The 15,290-nt window shown below is 70.8% G+C and carries 12 protein-coding genes; 3 read left to right on the top strand and 9 right to left on the bottom strand.

The genetic code is table 11. The annotated features are described in order from the left end of the window. Window positions 1–30: 30 nt before the first annotated feature. The 5 genes from ACZ42A_RS07615 to ACZ42A_RS07595 form a co-directional block, all read right to left on the bottom strand. Window positions 31–2,358, bottom strand: coding sequence for an ABC transporter permease (locus ACZ42A_RS07615; protein ID WP_468526258.1), 2,328 nt, complete (start codon window positions 2,356–2,358; stop codon window positions 31–33). After that, window positions 2,355–3,044, bottom strand: coding sequence for an ABC transporter ATP-binding protein (locus tag ACZ42A_RS07610; RefSeq protein ID WP_468526257.1), 690 nt, complete (start codon window positions 3,042–3,044; stop codon window positions 2,355–2,357). The genes ACZ42A_RS07615 and ACZ42A_RS07610 overlap by 4 nt, the downstream gene beginning before the upstream one ends. Continuing rightward, window positions 3,041–3,568 carry a PadR family transcriptional regulator gene (locus ACZ42A_RS07605; protein WP_468526256.1) on the bottom strand — a complete coding sequence of 176 codons (528 nt, stop codon included), beginning with the start codon at window positions 3,566–3,568 and terminating at the stop codon, window positions 3,041–3,043. Before ACZ42A_RS07605 ends, ACZ42A_RS07610 begins: the two co-directional genes overlap by 4 nt. Before the next feature lie 85 nt (window positions 3,569–3,653). Further along, the gene (locus tag ACZ42A_RS07600) at window positions 3,654–3,899 is read right to left on the bottom strand and encodes a type II toxin-antitoxin system antitoxin (RefSeq protein ID WP_468526255.1); all 246 of its coding nucleotides are present in this window, start codon (window positions 3,897–3,899) and stop codon (window positions 3,654–3,656) included. Continuing rightward, window positions 3,896–4,831 carry an SPFH domain-containing protein gene (locus ACZ42A_RS07595; RefSeq protein WP_468526254.1) on the bottom strand — a complete coding sequence of 312 codons (936 nt, stop codon included), beginning with the start codon at window positions 4,829–4,831 and terminating at the stop codon, window positions 3,896–3,898. The genes ACZ42A_RS07600 and ACZ42A_RS07595 overlap by 4 nt, the downstream gene beginning before the upstream one ends. A 271-nt stretch (window positions 4,832–5,102) precedes the next feature. Here ACZ42A_RS07595 and ACZ42A_RS07590 point away from each other — a divergent pair, with 271 nt between their 5' ends. Next, window positions 5,103–7,397, top strand: a complete 2,295-nt coding sequence (locus tag ACZ42A_RS07590) for a transglycosylase domain-containing protein (protein WP_468526253.1) — start codon at window positions 5,103–5,105, stop codon at window positions 7,395–7,397. Window positions 7,398–7,487: 90 nt separating this feature from the next. On the opposite strand, the gene ACZ42A_RS07585 is transcribed toward ACZ42A_RS07590, so the two are convergent. The 4 genes from ACZ42A_RS07585 to ACZ42A_RS07570 form a co-directional block, all read right to left on the bottom strand. Continuing rightward, window positions 7,488–9,563, bottom strand: a complete 2,076-nt coding sequence (locus tag ACZ42A_RS07585; RefSeq protein ID WP_468526252.1) for a SpoIIE family protein phosphatase — start codon at window positions 9,561–9,563, stop codon at window positions 7,488–7,490. Window positions 9,564–9,858: 295 nt separating this feature from the next. Then, entirely contained in the window at window positions 9,859–10,551 is a 693-nt protein-coding gene (fomD, locus tag ACZ42A_RS07580; protein ID WP_468526251.1) for a cytidylyl-2-hydroxypropylphosphonate hydrolase, read from the bottom strand. A 72-nt stretch (window positions 10,552–10,623) separates the two neighbouring features. Next, window positions 10,624–12,009 (bottom strand): class II fumarate hydratase, encoded by a 1,386-nt coding sequence (locus ACZ42A_RS07575; RefSeq protein WP_468526250.1) that lies wholly within the window; start codon window positions 12,007–12,009, stop codon window positions 10,624–10,626. A gap of 86 nt (window positions 12,010–12,095) precedes the next feature. Continuing rightward, a complete protein-coding gene (locus ACZ42A_RS07570) occupies window positions 12,096–13,766 on the bottom strand; it encodes a fumarate hydratase (RefSeq protein ID WP_468526249.1) in 1,671 nt (556 codons plus the stop codon). A 157-nt stretch (window positions 13,767–13,923) separates the two neighbouring features. Here ACZ42A_RS07570 and ACZ42A_RS07565 point away from each other — a divergent pair, with 157 nt between their 5' ends. Both ACZ42A_RS07565 and ACZ42A_RS07560 read left to right on the top strand, forming a co-directional pair. Continuing rightward, entirely contained in the window at window positions 13,924–14,625 is a 702-nt protein-coding gene (locus ACZ42A_RS07565) for a DUF1707 SHOCT-like domain-containing protein (RefSeq protein ID WP_468526248.1), read from the top strand. A gap of 128 nt (window positions 14,626–14,753) precedes the next feature. After that, window positions 14,754–15,131: a WhiB family transcriptional regulator gene (locus tag ACZ42A_RS07560; RefSeq protein WP_468526247.1), complete on the top strand. Its 378-nt coding sequence runs from the start codon at window positions 14,754–14,756 to the stop codon at window positions 15,129–15,131. The last annotated feature ends 159 nt before the right edge of the window (window positions 15,132–15,290 follow it).

Here is a 15,290-nt window from a genome sequence, read left to right as displayed (position 1 = left end):
CTAGGCGCTCGGGCACACGGACCGGCGGAGCTACTCCGTCCGCAGACCGTCCGGCCGCATCAGACGGAGCAGCGGCGGCAGGCTCAGCAAGGTGACTGTAAGGACCACCCCGGCACCGACCCCGGTCATGGCCAGCACGCTTCCCCAGTCCACACGTACTGCCGTATCCGCCATCCGCAGGAGCACCGCGCCCAGCGTGAGCCCCACCACGCAGGCCAGTGCGAGGCCGAGCGCGATCGGGATCGCCGTCTGCCACAACACCGACAGACTCAGCGTCGAGCGCCTCGTGCCGAAGGCGACCAGCGACGACAGCAGCTTGCGGCGTTCCCGCAGCTGCTCCAGCTGGGAGACGAGCAGGCTCGCCCCGATCAGCGCCAGCACACAGGTCGCGCCGACGAAGAGTCCGGTGCGGATGGTGGCGAAGCGGTTGTTCTGCTCGCTCGACACCCAGGTCATCGGCTTGACGAACGGGTCGATGCGCGCCGCGGTGTTGCGGACGTACTCGCGCACGTCCGGGACCGACTCGTCGAGGCGCAGATACAGCTGGCCATGCAGGGAGGCCGCGGCCTCGCGGGTCAGGGCGCCCGAAGTCAGCAGGACGCCACCGCGCCGGATGCCGTTCATGTCCGGGACCGAGCGGGCCTCCTTGATGTCCTTCGGCACCGGCCAGGCGACCGTGTCCCCCCGCTCGCCGTCGGGCGTGGGGTCGAAGTGCAGCGTCCGGCCCTGCTTGACCAGTACCGGCGTGTCCGTGTCGTACTCGCCGCCCCGTACGACGAAGGTGTCGCCGTCCCGGCAGGACGGCAGCGTCGCCAGCTCGCGCAGGGAGGCGCAGTCGCCGACCGTCACCGGGGCGTACCGCTCGGCCCCGTCGGGCGAGTCGCCGAGCACGCCCTCGGAGAAGCCGTACACCTGCCGTACGCCCTCGGTGGCCTCGAAGCGCGCCCGGGCCGCGTCGAGCGAGAGCCCCTCCGGCACGCCCACCTGCATCTGGACGCGGTTGACGTCCTTGCCGGTGCTCTTCGTGTAGTCGTCGTCGACGCCCGCGAACAGCATCTGCAGCGCGATCGCCCCGGCCACCGCGACGGCGATGCCGTTGACCATGCGGGCCGCCGTGCCGCTGCTCAACTGGAGCCGGCGCACGGCGAGCTGCCAGGACACCGCCCCCGCGCCGAGCCGGGCGACGACCGCCTCGACGATCCACGGCAGCAGCGCGGTCACCCCAATCAGCAGGAACAGCACACCGCCGGTGACCAGGTACTGGTTGAACTCGCCCTCATCGCGGCCGTTGCCGACCATCGGGTAGAGCATCCCGAGGCCCGCCAGCGGCAGCAGCAGCCGCCACCACAGCCGGCGCCGCGCGGGCCGGGCCGTGCGCACCACACCGAGGGGTTCGATCACCACACCGCGCAGCGCGAACTGGGTGACCAGCACGGCCGCGGCCGGTACCGCGACGGCGACCAGCAGCGCCAGCAGCGGCGAGGGGTTCAGATAGCTCGGGAACGCGCTGAACCGGAACACCTCCACCGATCCCGCCCACTGGCGGCCGAGCAGGAAGAACCCGGTGCCCAAGACCAGCCCCAGCAGCGCACCGGCCATCGCCTCGCCCGCGGCCACCCGCCGGGTCATCCGGCTGTCGGAGCCCACCAGCCGCAGGGCGGCCAGCCGCCGGTCGCGCCGCTCGCCGCCGAACCGTACGGCCGTGGCGACGAAGACGGCGACCGGCATCAGCAGCACCACGAAGACGACCAGGACGAGCAGGAGCAGCACCGGGTCCATCGGCTCGCCGGCCGGGCGCGGCTGACCGAACCTGTCGATGCGCGACACTCCCGAGTCCAGCCGCGCCGCGAGCCCCTCGCCACCCCGGTAGAAGGCGAGTTCGGCCGAGCCGACCAGCCCGCTCTCCCCGATGGTGCCGACGATCCGCTGCGGCAGCCGTTCCCGCAGCAGCTTCCCTTCGTCCGACTCCAGCAGCCGCCGCAGGGCGGGGGAGACGACCATCTCGTCCACGCCGGGAAATCTGTCCACCCCCGGCGGCAGAGGCGCGCGCGGCCCCTCGGGCTCCAGCGCCCGCCCGCGGACGTCCTTGTCGCGGAAGGTCGTACCGGCGTTCGCGACCAGCAGGGTGCCGTCGCCCTTCGGCAACTCGGACTGGCTGAACACCAGGTCGGTGCGGGCCTGTTCGCGTTCGGACCTCACCTTCAGCGCGTTCGGGATCGCCGTCGTCAGCAGCAGCAGCGCCACGCCGAGCCCGACACCGACGGCCGTCAGCAGGGCGCGGATCCACCCCTCCCGCCCGCCGGCGAACGCGAACCGGAACCCCAGGCCCAGATCCCTGGACCACTGGCGCACGCTCATACGACCCACTCCATGTCCCGCGACTTCCCGTCCCGTACGACGATCTCGCGGTCGGAGTAGGCGGCGACCCGCGCCTCGTGGGTGACCAGCACGACCGCCGCGTTGGTCGACCGGGCCGCGTCCGTCAGCAGTTCCATCACGCGCTCGCCGTTGAGCGAGTCGAGCGCTCCGGTCGGTTCGTCGGCGAACAGCACCCGTGGGCCGGTGACCAGCGCCCGCGCCACGGCGACGCGCTGGCCCTGGCCGCCGGAGACCTCGCCGGGCCGCTTACCGGAGATGTCGTCGACCTCCAGCCGGGCCATCCACTCCCGTGCCGTCCGTTCGGCGGCCTTGCGGGGCGTGCCGTTCAGCCGCAGCGGCAGGGCCACGTTCTCCACGCAGCTCAGCTCCGGCACCAACTGCCCGAACTGGAACACGAACCCGAACTCGGTGCGCCGCAGCGCACTGCGCTCGGCGTCGCTCATCGTCACCATCTCCCGGCCCGCGTAGGTGATCGAGCCCGCGTCGGGCGTCACGATCCCGGCGAGACAGTGCAGCAGCGTCGACTTGCCGGACCCGGAGGGGCCCATCACGGCGACGACCTCGCCCGGGTGGATGGAGAACTCGGCGCCGTCCAGCGCCGTCGTCGGCCCGTACGTCTTGCGCAGCCCCTCGGCCGCGAGCAGGGCACCGGCGGGGGCGGTCATTCGGCCACCACCGCCTGGGCCAGCTTGTCGAGACGGGCGGCGGTCAGCTCCAGCCAGCGCAGATCGGCCTCCAGGTGGAACAGCGCGTGGTCGCAGATCAGCTGGTCGGCGAGGTCGCCCTGGCGCTTGCGGTCGGTGAGGATCCGCATCAGCCGCAGATGCTCGGAGCGCTGGGTGTCGAGGATCCGCGCCGCGTCGCGGTGGGTGAGCAGCGCGAGGACGACCTTGGTGTAGAGCGTCGACTGGAGGTACGGCTCGGGCTTCTCGGGGGTGGCGAGCCACTGCTCGACGTCGGTGATCCCGGCGTCGGTGATCGCGTACCGCTTGCGCTCGGGTCCGCCGCCGGGCTCGATGCCCTCGACTTCGACGAGCCCGTTCTTCAGCAGGCGGGACATCGTCGAGTAGACCTGGCCGTAGTGCAGCGGCCGGTCCTGACCGAACTTCGCGTCGAAGGCCCGCTTGAGGTCGTAGCCGTGGCGGGGGCCGGCCTCCAGGAGGCCGAGAAGGGTGTGACCGATGGACATGGCGGCCACTCTACACACCATGTATACGTCGCGTGTATACGCCGGGTGTCTACCGGTCTTCGGGCGCCTCGGACGCCTCGGGTACCTACCCGTCCTCGGGTGCCTTCGGTGGCCGGCCGCGGCGCGGGATCGGTCCCGTCTCCCCGGGCAGCCGCCCGGCCTCCGCCAGCGCCCGGCGCAGCAGGAACTCGATCTGCGCGTTGGCCGAGCGCAGCTCGTCGCCCGCCCAGCGGGCCAGTGCCTCGTACACCAGCGGGTCGAGCCGCAGCAGCACCTGCTTGCGCTGCTGCGGCCGCCGCCGGGGAGTGGGCCCCTCCGGAGAGTCCGTCACTGGTACAGCGTCCCGGCGTTGAGGACCGGCTGCGCGGAGCGGTCCCCGCACAGCACCACCATCAGGTTGGACACCATCGCCGCCTTCCGTTCCGAGTCCAGTTCCACGATGTCCTGCTCGGTGAGCTTGGCCAGGGCCGCCTCGACCATGCCGACCGCGCCGTCCACGATCTGCCGCCGGGCCGCGACCACCGCGCCCGCCTGCTGCCGCTGGAGCATCGCCGAGGCGATCTCGGGGGCGTAGGCGAGGTGCGTGAAGCGGGACTCGATGATCTTCACCCCGGCCGCCTCCACGCGGGCGTACAGCTCGGCGGCCAGCTTCTCGGTGATCTCCTCGGCGTTGCCGCGCAGCGAGAGACCGTCCTCGTCGTGGGCGTCGTACGGGTACTCGATGGCGATGTGCCGGACCGCCGCCTCGGTCTGGGTGGCGACGAACTCCAGGTAGTCGTCCACCTCGAAGGTGGCCTGCGCGGTGTCCTCCACCTTCCACACCACGACCGCGGCCAGCTCGATCGGGTTGCCGTAGGCGTCGTTGACCTTCAGCACGGCCGTCTCGTGGTTGCGGACGCGCGTCGAGATCTTCGTCCGGGAGGTGAGCGGGTTCACCCAGCGCAGTCCGTCCTGCCGGATCGTGCCCCGGTACCGCCCGAAGAGCTGCACCACCCGGGCCTCGCCCGGCGCCACCATGTTCAGCCCGGCCATGGCGATGAAGGAGGCGAGGCCGAGCAGGATGCCCCCGATGACCAGCGCGGCCTTGGCGCCGGTCGCCGAGACGGCCGTGGCGGAGAGCACCAGACCGATGCCGGTCAACACCCCGAGCAGGCCCAGGAACAGGGCGAGTCCGCCGCCGATGCTGTGCGCGGTGAACTCCCGGACGCGGGGTTCGGGCATCTCGGGTACGTCGGCGGTCGCTGCGGTGTCGCGTGTGGACATGGGTGGTCCCCCGTTCTCGTACTGCATGGCTGCGTACTGCATGACTGCGTACGGCATAGCTTCGGTCTAGCTAAGTGATATCACTTTACCCCGCCACGGCAACCACAACCCCCTCTCAGGCGTCGGTTCCGTTGGGACGGGTGCTGATTGTCACGTCCATAAAAGACCGGATCGAACCGACTTGGTCACATAGAGCGGTGTTAGCTTTCGTAGCTGACCTGACCCACGCGACTTGTGTGACAACCGAGAACGAAGCGGAGCAGACGGACTCATGGGACGAGCGGAAGAGAGACGAGCGCGACAGCGCGGTGGCCGCCGCGCGGCGCCCCGGCGCCGCCGTTCGTCGGGCGGGGCCGGCAAGAGCGGCATACGCCGGCTGTTCACCTGGAAGAAGATCCTCGGCACGTTCCTCGGGGTGTGCCTGCTCGGTATCGGCGCGTTCATCGTGCTGTACCTGGTGATCGACATTCCCAAGGGGAACGCCCTCGCCAAGGAGCAGGGCAACGTCTACAGGTACAGCGACGGCGCCATCCTCGCCCGCAAGGGCCTCAACCGTGAGGTCGTCGACCTGTCCGAGGTGCCCAGGCCCGTCCAGAAGGCCTTCGTCGCCGCCGAGAACAAGTCCTTCTACAACGACTCCGGCGTCGACCTGAAGGGCACCGCGCGCGGTGTCGTCAACACCCTGTCCGGCAAGGGCAAGCAGGGCGGCTCGACGATCACCCAGCAGTACGTCAAGAACTACTACCTCACCCAGGAACAGACGGTCAGCCGCAAGCTCCAGGAGCTGGTCATCTCCCTGAAGGTGGACCGCCGGATGTCGAAGGACGAGATCCTCGCGGGCTACATGAACACCAGCTTCTACGGCCGCGACGCCTACGGCATCCAGGCCGCGGCCCAGTCCTACTACCGCGTCGACGCCGAGGACCTCAACCTCGCACAGGGCGCCTACCTGGCCGCGCTGCTCCAGGCGCCCAACTCCTACGACTGGTCGATCGCCTCGGAGACCGGCAAGAAGCTGGTCCGGGAGCGCTGGGACTACGTCCTGGACAACATGGTCGAGGAGGGCTGGCTCGACGCCGGCAAGCGCGCCGGCATGAAGTTCCCGGTGCCCGAGGACCCCAAGGCCGCGCCCGGCATGGAAGGCCAGAACGGGTACATCGTCGAGGAGGCCAACCGCGAGCTCGCCCGCCGGCTGGTCGCCCAGGGCGCCGCCCCCGACATGGAAGAGGCGCTGACCAAGATCAAGCGCGGCGGCTGGACCATCACGGTCAACATCGACAGCAAGAAGCAGAAGCTGCTGGAGAAGGCCGTCAAGGACCAGCTCACCAGCAGGCTCGACCCGAAGGAGCGGGACGTCGACGCGGACGTCCAGGCCGGCGCCGTCTCCGTCGACCCGAAGACCGGCAAGGTCCTCGCGATGTACGGCGGCGTGGACTACGTCGAGCACTACACCAACAACGCCACCCGCGACGACTACCAGCCCGCCTCCACCTTCAAGCCCCTGATCCTGGCCGCCGCCCTGGAGGAGGGCGCCACCACCCAGGACGGCACCCCCATCGCCGCCAACACCATCTACAACGGCGACAGCAAGCGCCCGGTCGTGGACAACGGCACCCCGGTCGGCTTCGCCCCGGAGAACGAGGACGACGTCGACTACGACGACATCACCGTCCAGACGGCGATGAACAAGTCCGTCAACTCCGTCTTCGCGCAGATGGGCGTGGACGTCGGCATGCAGAAGGTGCTCGACGTCGCGGGCAAGCTCGGCATGGACACCGAGGGCCTGGAGGCCGTACCCGCCCAGACCCTCGGCTCGATGGGCGCGAGCCCGCTGGAGATGGCCGGCGCCTACGCCACCCTCGCCAACCACGGCAAGCAGGTCACCCCGACCCTGCTCAAGTCCGCCGAGCACAGGACCACCACCGTCGAGCTGCCCGACCCGGTCGGCGAGCGAGTCATCAGCCGCGAGGCCGCCGACACCGTCACCTCGGTGCTCACCGGCGTGGTCGACGACGGTACGGCCCGCCGCTCGGTCCGCGAGAACCCGCAGCGCGACGGCCAGCAGGTCGCCGGCAAGACCGGTACGTCCGACGACAACAAGTCGGCCTGGTTCACCGGCTACACCCCCAACCTGGTCACCTCGGTCGGCCTGTTCGGCGAGGACGACAAGCCCCCGCACCGGCAGGTCCCGATGTACAAGGCGGGCGGCGAGCCGCGCGTCAACGGCGGTGGCTTCCCGGCGCAGATCTGGGCCCAGTACACCTTCGGCGCGATGGGCGAGGTCACCAAGTTCGACCTGGACACCACCCAGGGCGCCGCGGTCCAGCCCACCTGGACGCCGACGGCCACCCAGACCCCGACCCAGGAACCGACGACGGAGGCGCCGTCCTCGTCGGCCCCGCCCACGTCGTCGAGCCCGACGCGGACTCCGTCGCAGACCCCGACCCAGACGCCCACGCAGACCCCGACGCAGACTCCGACGACGACACCACCCACGACGACTCCACCGGCGGACGGCGGTGGCGTCCCGGACAACCCCTTCGAGCCAGAAGAGGGCGATCAGTAGAGCGCCCCGGAAGGGGCGCGGGGAACTGCGCGAGAAACCACAACGAACCCGCACCCGCCGTGGATGAGAACCTCCTACGGCGGGTGCGCGCTATGTGCGATTCAGCTCAAACCAGACAACTTTCCCGGTGCTCAACCGAGTAGCCCCCCACCGCCGAGCCATCCGATTGACGAGATACAGCCCCCGCCCACCCTCATCAGTGGCCCGAGCCTGCCGCAACCGCGGCAACTGCGGCACATCATCGCCGACCTCACACCGCAGCACATCAGTCCGCAAAAGCCGCAGAGTAACCGGCCGCGAGGCATACCGCACCGCATTGGTGACGACCTCACTGACCAGCAACTCCACCGAGTCGGTCAGCTCCTCGAGCCCCCACCGGGCCAGCGCCCGCCGGGCAAGCCGCCGCGCCCGGCCGGGCGCGGCGTCCTCCGGGTCCAGATACCAGTACGCGACATCACTCGGCGCGATCCCGTCGAACCGGGCCGCGAGCAGCGCGATGTCGTCGTCCCGGTCCCCCGGACCGAGCATGTCCAGCACCTCGTCGCACAGCGCCTCCAGCGGCGGCGGGTGATCGGGTCCCGTGAGCTGCGCGGTGGCGGCGAGCTTCTCGCGCAGCTGCTCTATGCCGGTCCACACGTCCCGCAGCCGGGACTCGACGAGCCCGTCGGTGTAGAGCAGCAGCGTCGCCCCGGCGGGCGCGTCCAGCTCCACGGCCTCGAAGTCGACGCCGCCGACGCCGATCGGCGCGCCCGCGGGCACCCGCAGCACCTCGGCGCGCCCGCCCAGATGCAGCAGGACGGGCGGCGGGTGGCCGGCGTTGGCGATGGTGATGCGGTGCGAGACCGGGTCGTAGACGGCGTACAGGCAGGTCGCCATGCGGTCGGTCCCCAGCCGCTGGGCCTGCTCGTCGAGGTGGTGCAGCACCTCCTGCGGCGGGAGGTCGAGTCCGGCGAGGGTCTGCGCCGTGGTCCGCAGCTGGCCCATGATCGCGGCGGAGGTCATGGAGTGCCCCATGACGTCACCCACCACCAGCGCCACGCGGCTGCCGGGCAGCGGGATCGCGTCGTACCAGTCACCGCCGACCCGCGCGGTCTCGGCGGCGGGGAGGTAGCGCGAGGCCAGCCGCACACCCGTCGGCTGCGGAAGCGTTTCCGGCAGCATGGTGCGCTGCAACTCGTCGGCGATGTACGCCTCCCGCCCGTACAGCACCGCCTTGTCGATGCCGAGCGCGCTGTGGGTGGCGAGCTGGGCGGCGACGAGCAGGTCGTCGGCCTCGAAGGCGATGCGCTCCGGGCGGCGCAGGAAGACCGCCGCGCCGATCACCCGGCGGCGGCCGCGCAGCGGCGCGAGGATGGCCCGCTGGCCGCTCGGGATGAGCGACTCGCCCTCCTCGCCCAGGAGTTCGGGCAGCGCGGCGCGGGCGGCCGGCGCGTCGGCGAAGACCGGGCGGACGCCGCGCAGCACCTCGTTCAGGGCGCCGCCGGGGCGTACCTCGCACAGTTCGGCGGTGAGCGCGGACAGCTCGGACGGCTCAGGCTGGAAGACGGGCAGGAAACCGCCCTCGGTGTCCCGCTCCTCCGGAATCCGGTCGGTACGGCGCAGCCGCAGCACCACCGGACCCGTGGGCCGCTCGTCGCCGACCGGCAGCGGATCGCGCAGATAGACCAGGATCGCGTCGGAGAAGGTCGGCACGGTCGCCCGGCACAGCCCCATCACGATCTCGTCCAGGTCGATGCCGCGGGCGATGCGGCGAGTCGCGGCGCCCACGAAGCGCAGCCGGTCGCCGTCCCGGCGCATGGGAGTGGGCCGGCCGGGCGGCAGGCCCTGGCCGGTCCGGCGCTCCTGCTCCAGGCCGGGCGGCTGGGCCGGGATGGCCTCGGGAGTGGGGCGGGGTCGGTGGGTGTCGGGTTCGGCGGCCGCCGGCTGGGAGTGCTCGGGGCCGGTGCCGTCGGGTGCGGGCGTCACCGGCGGGCCGGGCGGCACGGAGGGCGTCTCACCGGCGCCGCCGCGGGCCTGGGCCTGTGCCTGGGGTAACCCGGAGCCGCCGGGCGTGCTGCGCTGCGGCCCCGGGGTACGCAGGAGCGCCCCGCGGGGATCCGCGGGGTCGGCGCCCGCCTGGGGGCGCTCGAAGGAGGTCGGCTGCTCCGTCACGCGTGTCGAATCCATCCGTCCGGGGCTGCGCGCCGCGCGTTCCGCGTGCGCCGTTGCAGTTCGTCCCGCAGGAAGGCCGATACCCCAAATACGTGTCCAGGGAACGGATTTCCCGCGTGGTCAGAGGTTGTTCCTGTGCCACTCGCGGACCGGCCGCGGCCCGCACGGGTGGTGCGCTCGTACCCCTCGCTCACGTCCTGCCGCCCCTCGGTGACATGTGGTCAGGCCCGTTGCGCGCCCCGGGAGTTGCCGCCGCGCGCCCTTGCGGAGGACGATCCTACGTTTCTTGCCCGGGGGCGCATCAAGGGTCTCATGAGGACACATGCGCGGGCGTACGATCCCAGTCGTCCGGGAGGACGGGGACGGACCAGGACGGATCCGGACGCCAGTGCTGCCAGCCGTCCGAGAACGGCGGGCCCCAGGCGCGGATCACCTCCACCGCGTCCCGCCCCGCCGCACGCACCCGCTCGGCGAGCCGGGCGTCCACCAGGCCGTCCCGCTGGGCCTGGGCGAACTCGTCCTCGTCGCGCCAGTGCCAGGTGCGGTCCGGGTGCACGGAGATGTCCAGGAAGTGATCCTCGGAGTCGACCCCGCCGTCCCAACGCGCCAGTGGCTCCTCCAGGTTGACGTACCAGTTCTTGAACCGCCAGCCCGGCTCCCAGAACAGCCACACCGACCACGGCTCGCCGGGCCGCGCCAGCTTCAGCACACCGGTGCCGAACCAGCGGTCGCGCTGCACGGTGCGCGGCTTGGTGTAGCGGGTCTCCAGCGGCTCCAGGTGCACGGGGGTGCCGTCGGCGAGCACCGGCTTCACACACTCGGTGCCGGGCGCCATCCAGACGGCGAGCAGTTCCTCGTCGTCCTGGACGACCGTGACGGGGCGGGCGATATGGAAGCGAGCGCCGGCGTTCTCCCGGTACCGCCACAGGATCTGACTCCCGGGCGCCCAGAAGGCCGTCGTGCCGCCCGCTTCCACTTCTCTCACCGCTCCGTCGTCTGCCATGCACAGATATTAGGTGTCACTGTCATACGACGCTGCGGTGCGCGTCACGGTTCACACGTGCGGAACCGACGGTTACGGATGTGTCATACGCAGGACGTCCAGCGCCTCGTCCAGCTGCTCGACGGTGAGGTCACCGCGCTCCACGTACCCACCCTCCAGGACCACCTGACGGATGGTCTTCCGCTCCGCGAGCGACTTCTTGGCGACCTTGGCGGCCTCCTCGTACCCGATGTACTTGTTGAGCGGGGTGACGACGGAGGGCGACGACTCGGCGTACTCGCGGGCGCGTTCGCGGTTGGCGGTGATCCCGTCGACGGTCCGGTCGGCGAGCAGCCGCGACACATTGGCGAGCAGCCGGACGGACTCGAGGACGTTCTTCGCGATGACCGGCAGCATGACGTTGAGCTCGAAGTTCCCGGCGGCCCCCGCGGCGGCGATGGTGGCGTCGTTCCCCATGACCTGCGCGGCGACCATCAGGGTGGCCTCGGGGATAACCGGGTTGACCTTGCCGGGCATGATCGAGGAGCCGGGCTGGAGGTCGGGCAGGGAGATCTCGGCGAGACCGGTGCGCGGCCCGGAGGCCATCCACCGCAGATCATTGGCGATCTTCGTCAGCGATACGGCGATGACCCGCAACTGCCCACTGGTCTCCACGATCCCGTCCCGGGCGCCCTGCGCCTCGAAGTGGTCGCGGGCCTCGCTGAGCGGCAGCCCGGTGGCGCGGGCGACTTCCTCGATGACGGCGGCGGAGAACCCGGGCGGCGTGTTGATGCCGGTGCCGACAGCGGTGCCGCCGAGCGGCAGCTCGGCGAGCCGGGGGAGGGACGCCTGAAGCCGCTCGATCCCGTACCGCACCTGAGCCGCATACCCCGCGAACTCCTGCCCCAGCGTGACCGGGGTGGCGTCCATGAGGTGCGTACGCCCCGACTTCACCACATCGGCGAACTCCTCGGCCTTGCGGGAGAGGGAGGCGGCGAGATGCTCCAGGGCGGGGATCAGGTCGCGGGTGACGGCGGCGGTGGCGGCGATGTGGATCGAGGACGGGAAGACGTCGTTGGAGGACTGGGAGGCGTTGACGTGGTCGTTCGGATGAACGGCCTTCCCCAGCCGCTCACTGGCCAGCGTCGCGATGACCTCGTTGGTGTTCATGTTGGACGAGGTCCCGGACCCCGTCTGGAACACGTCCACGGGGAAGTGCTCGTCCCACCGCCCCTCGGCCACCTCCGCGGCGGCCTCCTGAATCGCCTCCGCGACGTCCTTGTCCACCACCCCCAGCCGGGCGTTCACCTTCGCCGCCGCGGCCTTGATCCGCGCCAGCGCCTCGATGTGGGCCCGCTCGATCCGCTGCCCGGAGACGGGAAAGTTCTCCACCGCCCGCTGCGTCTGCGCCCGCCACTTCGCGTCCGCGGGGACCCGGACCTCGCCCATGGAGTCGTGCTCGATGCGGTATTCGCTCATACCGGCTATAGCGATCGGGGCCGGCACGATGTTCCGGGGGTTGGGCCGGACGGGAGCCCGCGCGGGCTCCCGTCCGGTGCACAGGCCTACGCCAGGCCCGGTCCCCGCACCGGAATGTGCGTGAACGTCGGCTCGGGCGCCGGGTTCTGGAAGAAGTCGTTGCCCTTGTCGTCGACGACGATGAACGCCGGGAAGTCCTCGACCTCGATCTTCCAGACGGCCTCCATGCCGAGCTCCTCGTACTCGACGACCTCGACCTTCTTGATGCAGTCCTGGGCGAGGCGGGCGGCGGGCCCGCCGATGGAGCCGAGGTAGAAGCCGCCGTGGGCGTTGCACGCGTCCGTGACCTGCTTGCTGCGGTTGCCCTTCGCCAGCATGACCTTGGAGCCGCCCGCCGCCTGGAACTGCTCGACGTAGGAGTCCATGCGGCCGGCGGTCGTCGGACCGAAGGAACCCGAGGCGTAGCCTTCCGGCGTCTTCGCCGGACCCGCGTAGTACACCGGGTGGTCCTTCAGGTACTGCGGCATCTCCTCGCCGGCGTCCAGCCGCTCCTTGATCTTGGCGTGCGCGATGTCACGGGCCACGACCAGCGGACCGGTGAGGGACAGACGGGTCTTCACCGGGTACTTGGTCAGCTCGGCGAGGATGTCGTCCATCGGCTGGTTGAGGTCGATCTTGACGACGTCGCCGTCCGACTCGAGGTGCTCGTCCGTCGTCTCCGGCAGGAACCGCGCCGGGTCGGTCTCCAGCTGCTCCAGGAAGACACCCTCGGCGGTGATCTTCGCGACGGCCTGCCGGTCGGCCGAGCAGGAGACGGCGATGGCGACCGGGCAGGACGCGCCGTGCCGCGGCAGCCGCACGACCCGCACGTCATGGCAGAAGTACTTGCCGCCGAACTGGGCGCCGATCCCGATCTTCTGCGTCAGCTCGAAGACCTTCTCCTCCAGCTCCTTGTCCCGGAAGCCGTGACCGAGCGGCGAGCCCTCGGCCGGGATCTCGTCCAGGTAGTGCGCGGAGGCGTACTTCGCGGTCTTCAGCGCGTACTCCGCCGACGTACCGCCCACCACGATCGCCAGGTGGTACGGCGGGCAGGCGGCCGTGCCCAGCGAACGGATCTTCTCCTCCAGGAACTTCATCATGGAGGCCTCGTTCAGGACCGCCTTCGTCTCCTGGTACAGGAACGACTTGTTGGCGGAGCCGCCGCCCTTGGCCATGAAGAGGAACTTGTAGGCGCCGCCGTCGGTGGCGTACAGCTCGATCTGGGCCGGCAGGTTCGACCCGGTGTTCTTCTCCTCCCACATGGTGAGCGGAGCCATCTGCGAGTACCGCAGGTTGAGCTTGGTGTAGGCGTCGTAGATGCCCCGGGACAGGGCCTCCTCGTCCCGCCCCTCGGTGAGCACGTTCTGCCCGCGCTTGCCCATCACGATCGCCGTACCGGTGTCCTGGCACATCGGCAGCACGCCCGCCGCCGCGATGTTCGCGTTCTTCAGCAGGTCCAGCGCCACGAACTTGTCGTTGCTCGACGCCTCGGGGTCGTCGATGATCCGCCGCAGCTGCGCCAGGTGGGCCGGCCGCAGATAGTGCTGGATGTCGTGGATCGCCTCCTCGGCCAGCTTCCGCAGCGCCTCCGGCTCGACCTTCAGGAACGTCCGCCCGTCCGGTCCCTCGACCGTGGAAACACCCTCGGAGGTCACCAGCCGGTACGGGGTGGTGTCCTCTCCCATGGGGAGCAGATCGGTGTACGCGAACTCAGGCATCTCGCCCATTCCTCACTCACGACAGACAGCGGCTGGCCTCCATTGGCAGCGTCCACCAGCGTAGAACCTGCCTACGACAGCGAGCCTGTGAGGTAAGGCTCAGTTGGAAACCGCGGGGGGCTATCGCGATCTATCGTGTTTCGCTACGCTGATGCTCGTGGACCTTCAGAAGCAGACCGCGCCCACCGCCTCCGAACTCCGCGCCTCCGAGCTCCGCGCGTCCGACGCCGACCGCGACCGCGTCGCCGACCTGCTGCGCGACGCCCTCGCCGAGGGCCGCCTCACCGCCGAGGAGCACGCCGAGCGGGTGGAGGGCGTGCTGGCCGCCAAGACGGTCGGTGAGCTGGAGCTCTTCATCCGGGACCTGCCCGGTGCGCACCAGCGGCGGGCGACCCCGGCGTACGCCCACGCGGCCGGCCGCCCCACGGCCGGTGCCATACCCGCCGACCCGGACGACAACGTGGTCGCGGTGTTCAGCAGTGCGATGCGCAAGGGCCGCTGGCGGGCCGGGCGCCGGATCCACGCGTACGCGATCTTCGGCAGTGTGGAGATCGATCTGAGCGAGGCGCTCTTCGAGTACCAGCAGGTCGTGGTGAAGGCCTACTCGGTGTTCGGAAGCGTCGAGGTCAGCGTGCCGGAGAACGTGTCGCTGCGCGGCACCGGCGGCGGTGTCCTGGGCTCCTTCGAGGTGGACCCGCTCGACGCCGAGGACCCGGACGCGCCGGTCGTGTACGTCGACGGCTGGGCGATCCTCGGCAGTGTGGAGGCCCGCCCGAGGCGGGGCAGGCTCGTCGCGGACATCCTCGACCGCGTCCAGCGCAAGGTCGACCGGAGTGTGCGCAGGCATCTCGACCGTTGACGGCTGTCGATCCGGCGGGGCGGCGGATACCGACCCGCCGGTCGGGGACTCCCTGCATAGGCGCGCGTACAGCGGGTAGACCTTGCTGCATCGTCTCTCGCTCGCGAAGCCGTCGTCAGGAGTAGACCGTGCTGCAACCGCCGCATTCGTCCCTGCAGGTAGCTGCCGTTCCGGCCCCGCGGGTGCCAGCGCGAGACAGGGATCAAGACGCCCCCTGGCACACCGAGGCGGTGTGCCGGCGCGACGAGGCCGGCCTGTTCTTCGCCCCCTCCAAGGAGCCCACCGCCGCGCGTCTGTCCCGCGAGGAGGCGGCCAAGCGCGTCTGCGCCCGCTGCCCGGTGATGGTCGAGTGCCGCGAGCACGCCCTGCTCCAGCCCGAGCCGTACGGCGTCTGGGGCGGCCTCACCGCCGCCGAACGCCGCGTGGTCCTGGCCCGACGCCGCCGCCGCGACCTGGAACTGAAGAAGGCGGCCCGGGCGACCAACCGCATAGCCGCAGCCGGCTGACGCACAGACAGAAGGGGCGTCCCCTCCGCACAGGAGACGCCCCTTCTGTTCTGCATGTGGGGGTTCGTTTTGCACGCCGGGCGCGGTGACTCACCCAGGGGCGCGGGGCTGTGTTTGATATGCGGCTCCGCCGCGTGGGCGCGATCAACCACAGACATC

This window comes from Streptomyces sp. NPDC030838, assembly GCF_055572035.1.
Note: the sequence above shows the minus strand (reverse complement) of the source record. Positions and strands in the feature narration are given on the sequence as shown.

Bases quoted from the DNA above. Each gene is read 5' to 3' on its own strand.
- ACZ42A_RS07615 (WP_468526258.1), bottom strand. From the start codon at position 2,358: ATGAGCGTGCGCCAGTGGTCCAGGGATCTGGGCCTGGGGTTCCGGTTC.
- ACZ42A_RS07610 (WP_468526257.1), bottom strand. From the start codon at position 3,044: ATGACCGCCCCCGCCGGTGCCCTGCTCGCGGCCGAGGGGCTGCGCAAG.
- ACZ42A_RS07605 (WP_468526256.1), bottom strand. From the start codon at position 3,568: ATGTCCATCGGTCACACCCTTCTCGGCCTCCTGGAGGCCGGCCCCCGC.
- ACZ42A_RS07595 (WP_468526254.1), bottom strand. From the start codon at position 4,831: ATGTCCACACGCGACACCGCAGCGACCGCCGACGTACCCGAGATGCCC.
- ACZ42A_RS07590 (WP_468526253.1), top strand. From the start codon at position 5,103: ATGGGACGAGCGGAAGAGAGACGAGCGCGACAGCGCGGTGGCCGCCGC.
- ACZ42A_RS07585 (WP_468526252.1), bottom strand. From the start codon at position 9,563: ATGGATTCGACACGCGTGACGGAGCAGCCGACCTCCTTCGAGCGCCCC.
- fomD (WP_468526251.1), bottom strand. From the start codon at position 10,551: ATGGCAGACGACGGAGCGGTGAGAGAAGTGGAAGCGGGCGGCACGACG.
- ACZ42A_RS07575 (WP_468526250.1), bottom strand. From the start codon at position 12,009: ATGAGCGAATACCGCATCGAGCACGACTCCATGGGCGAGGTCCGGGTC.
- ACZ42A_RS07570 (WP_468526249.1), bottom strand. From the start codon at position 13,766: ATGCCTGAGTTCGCGTACACCGATCTGCTCCCCATGGGAGAGGACACC.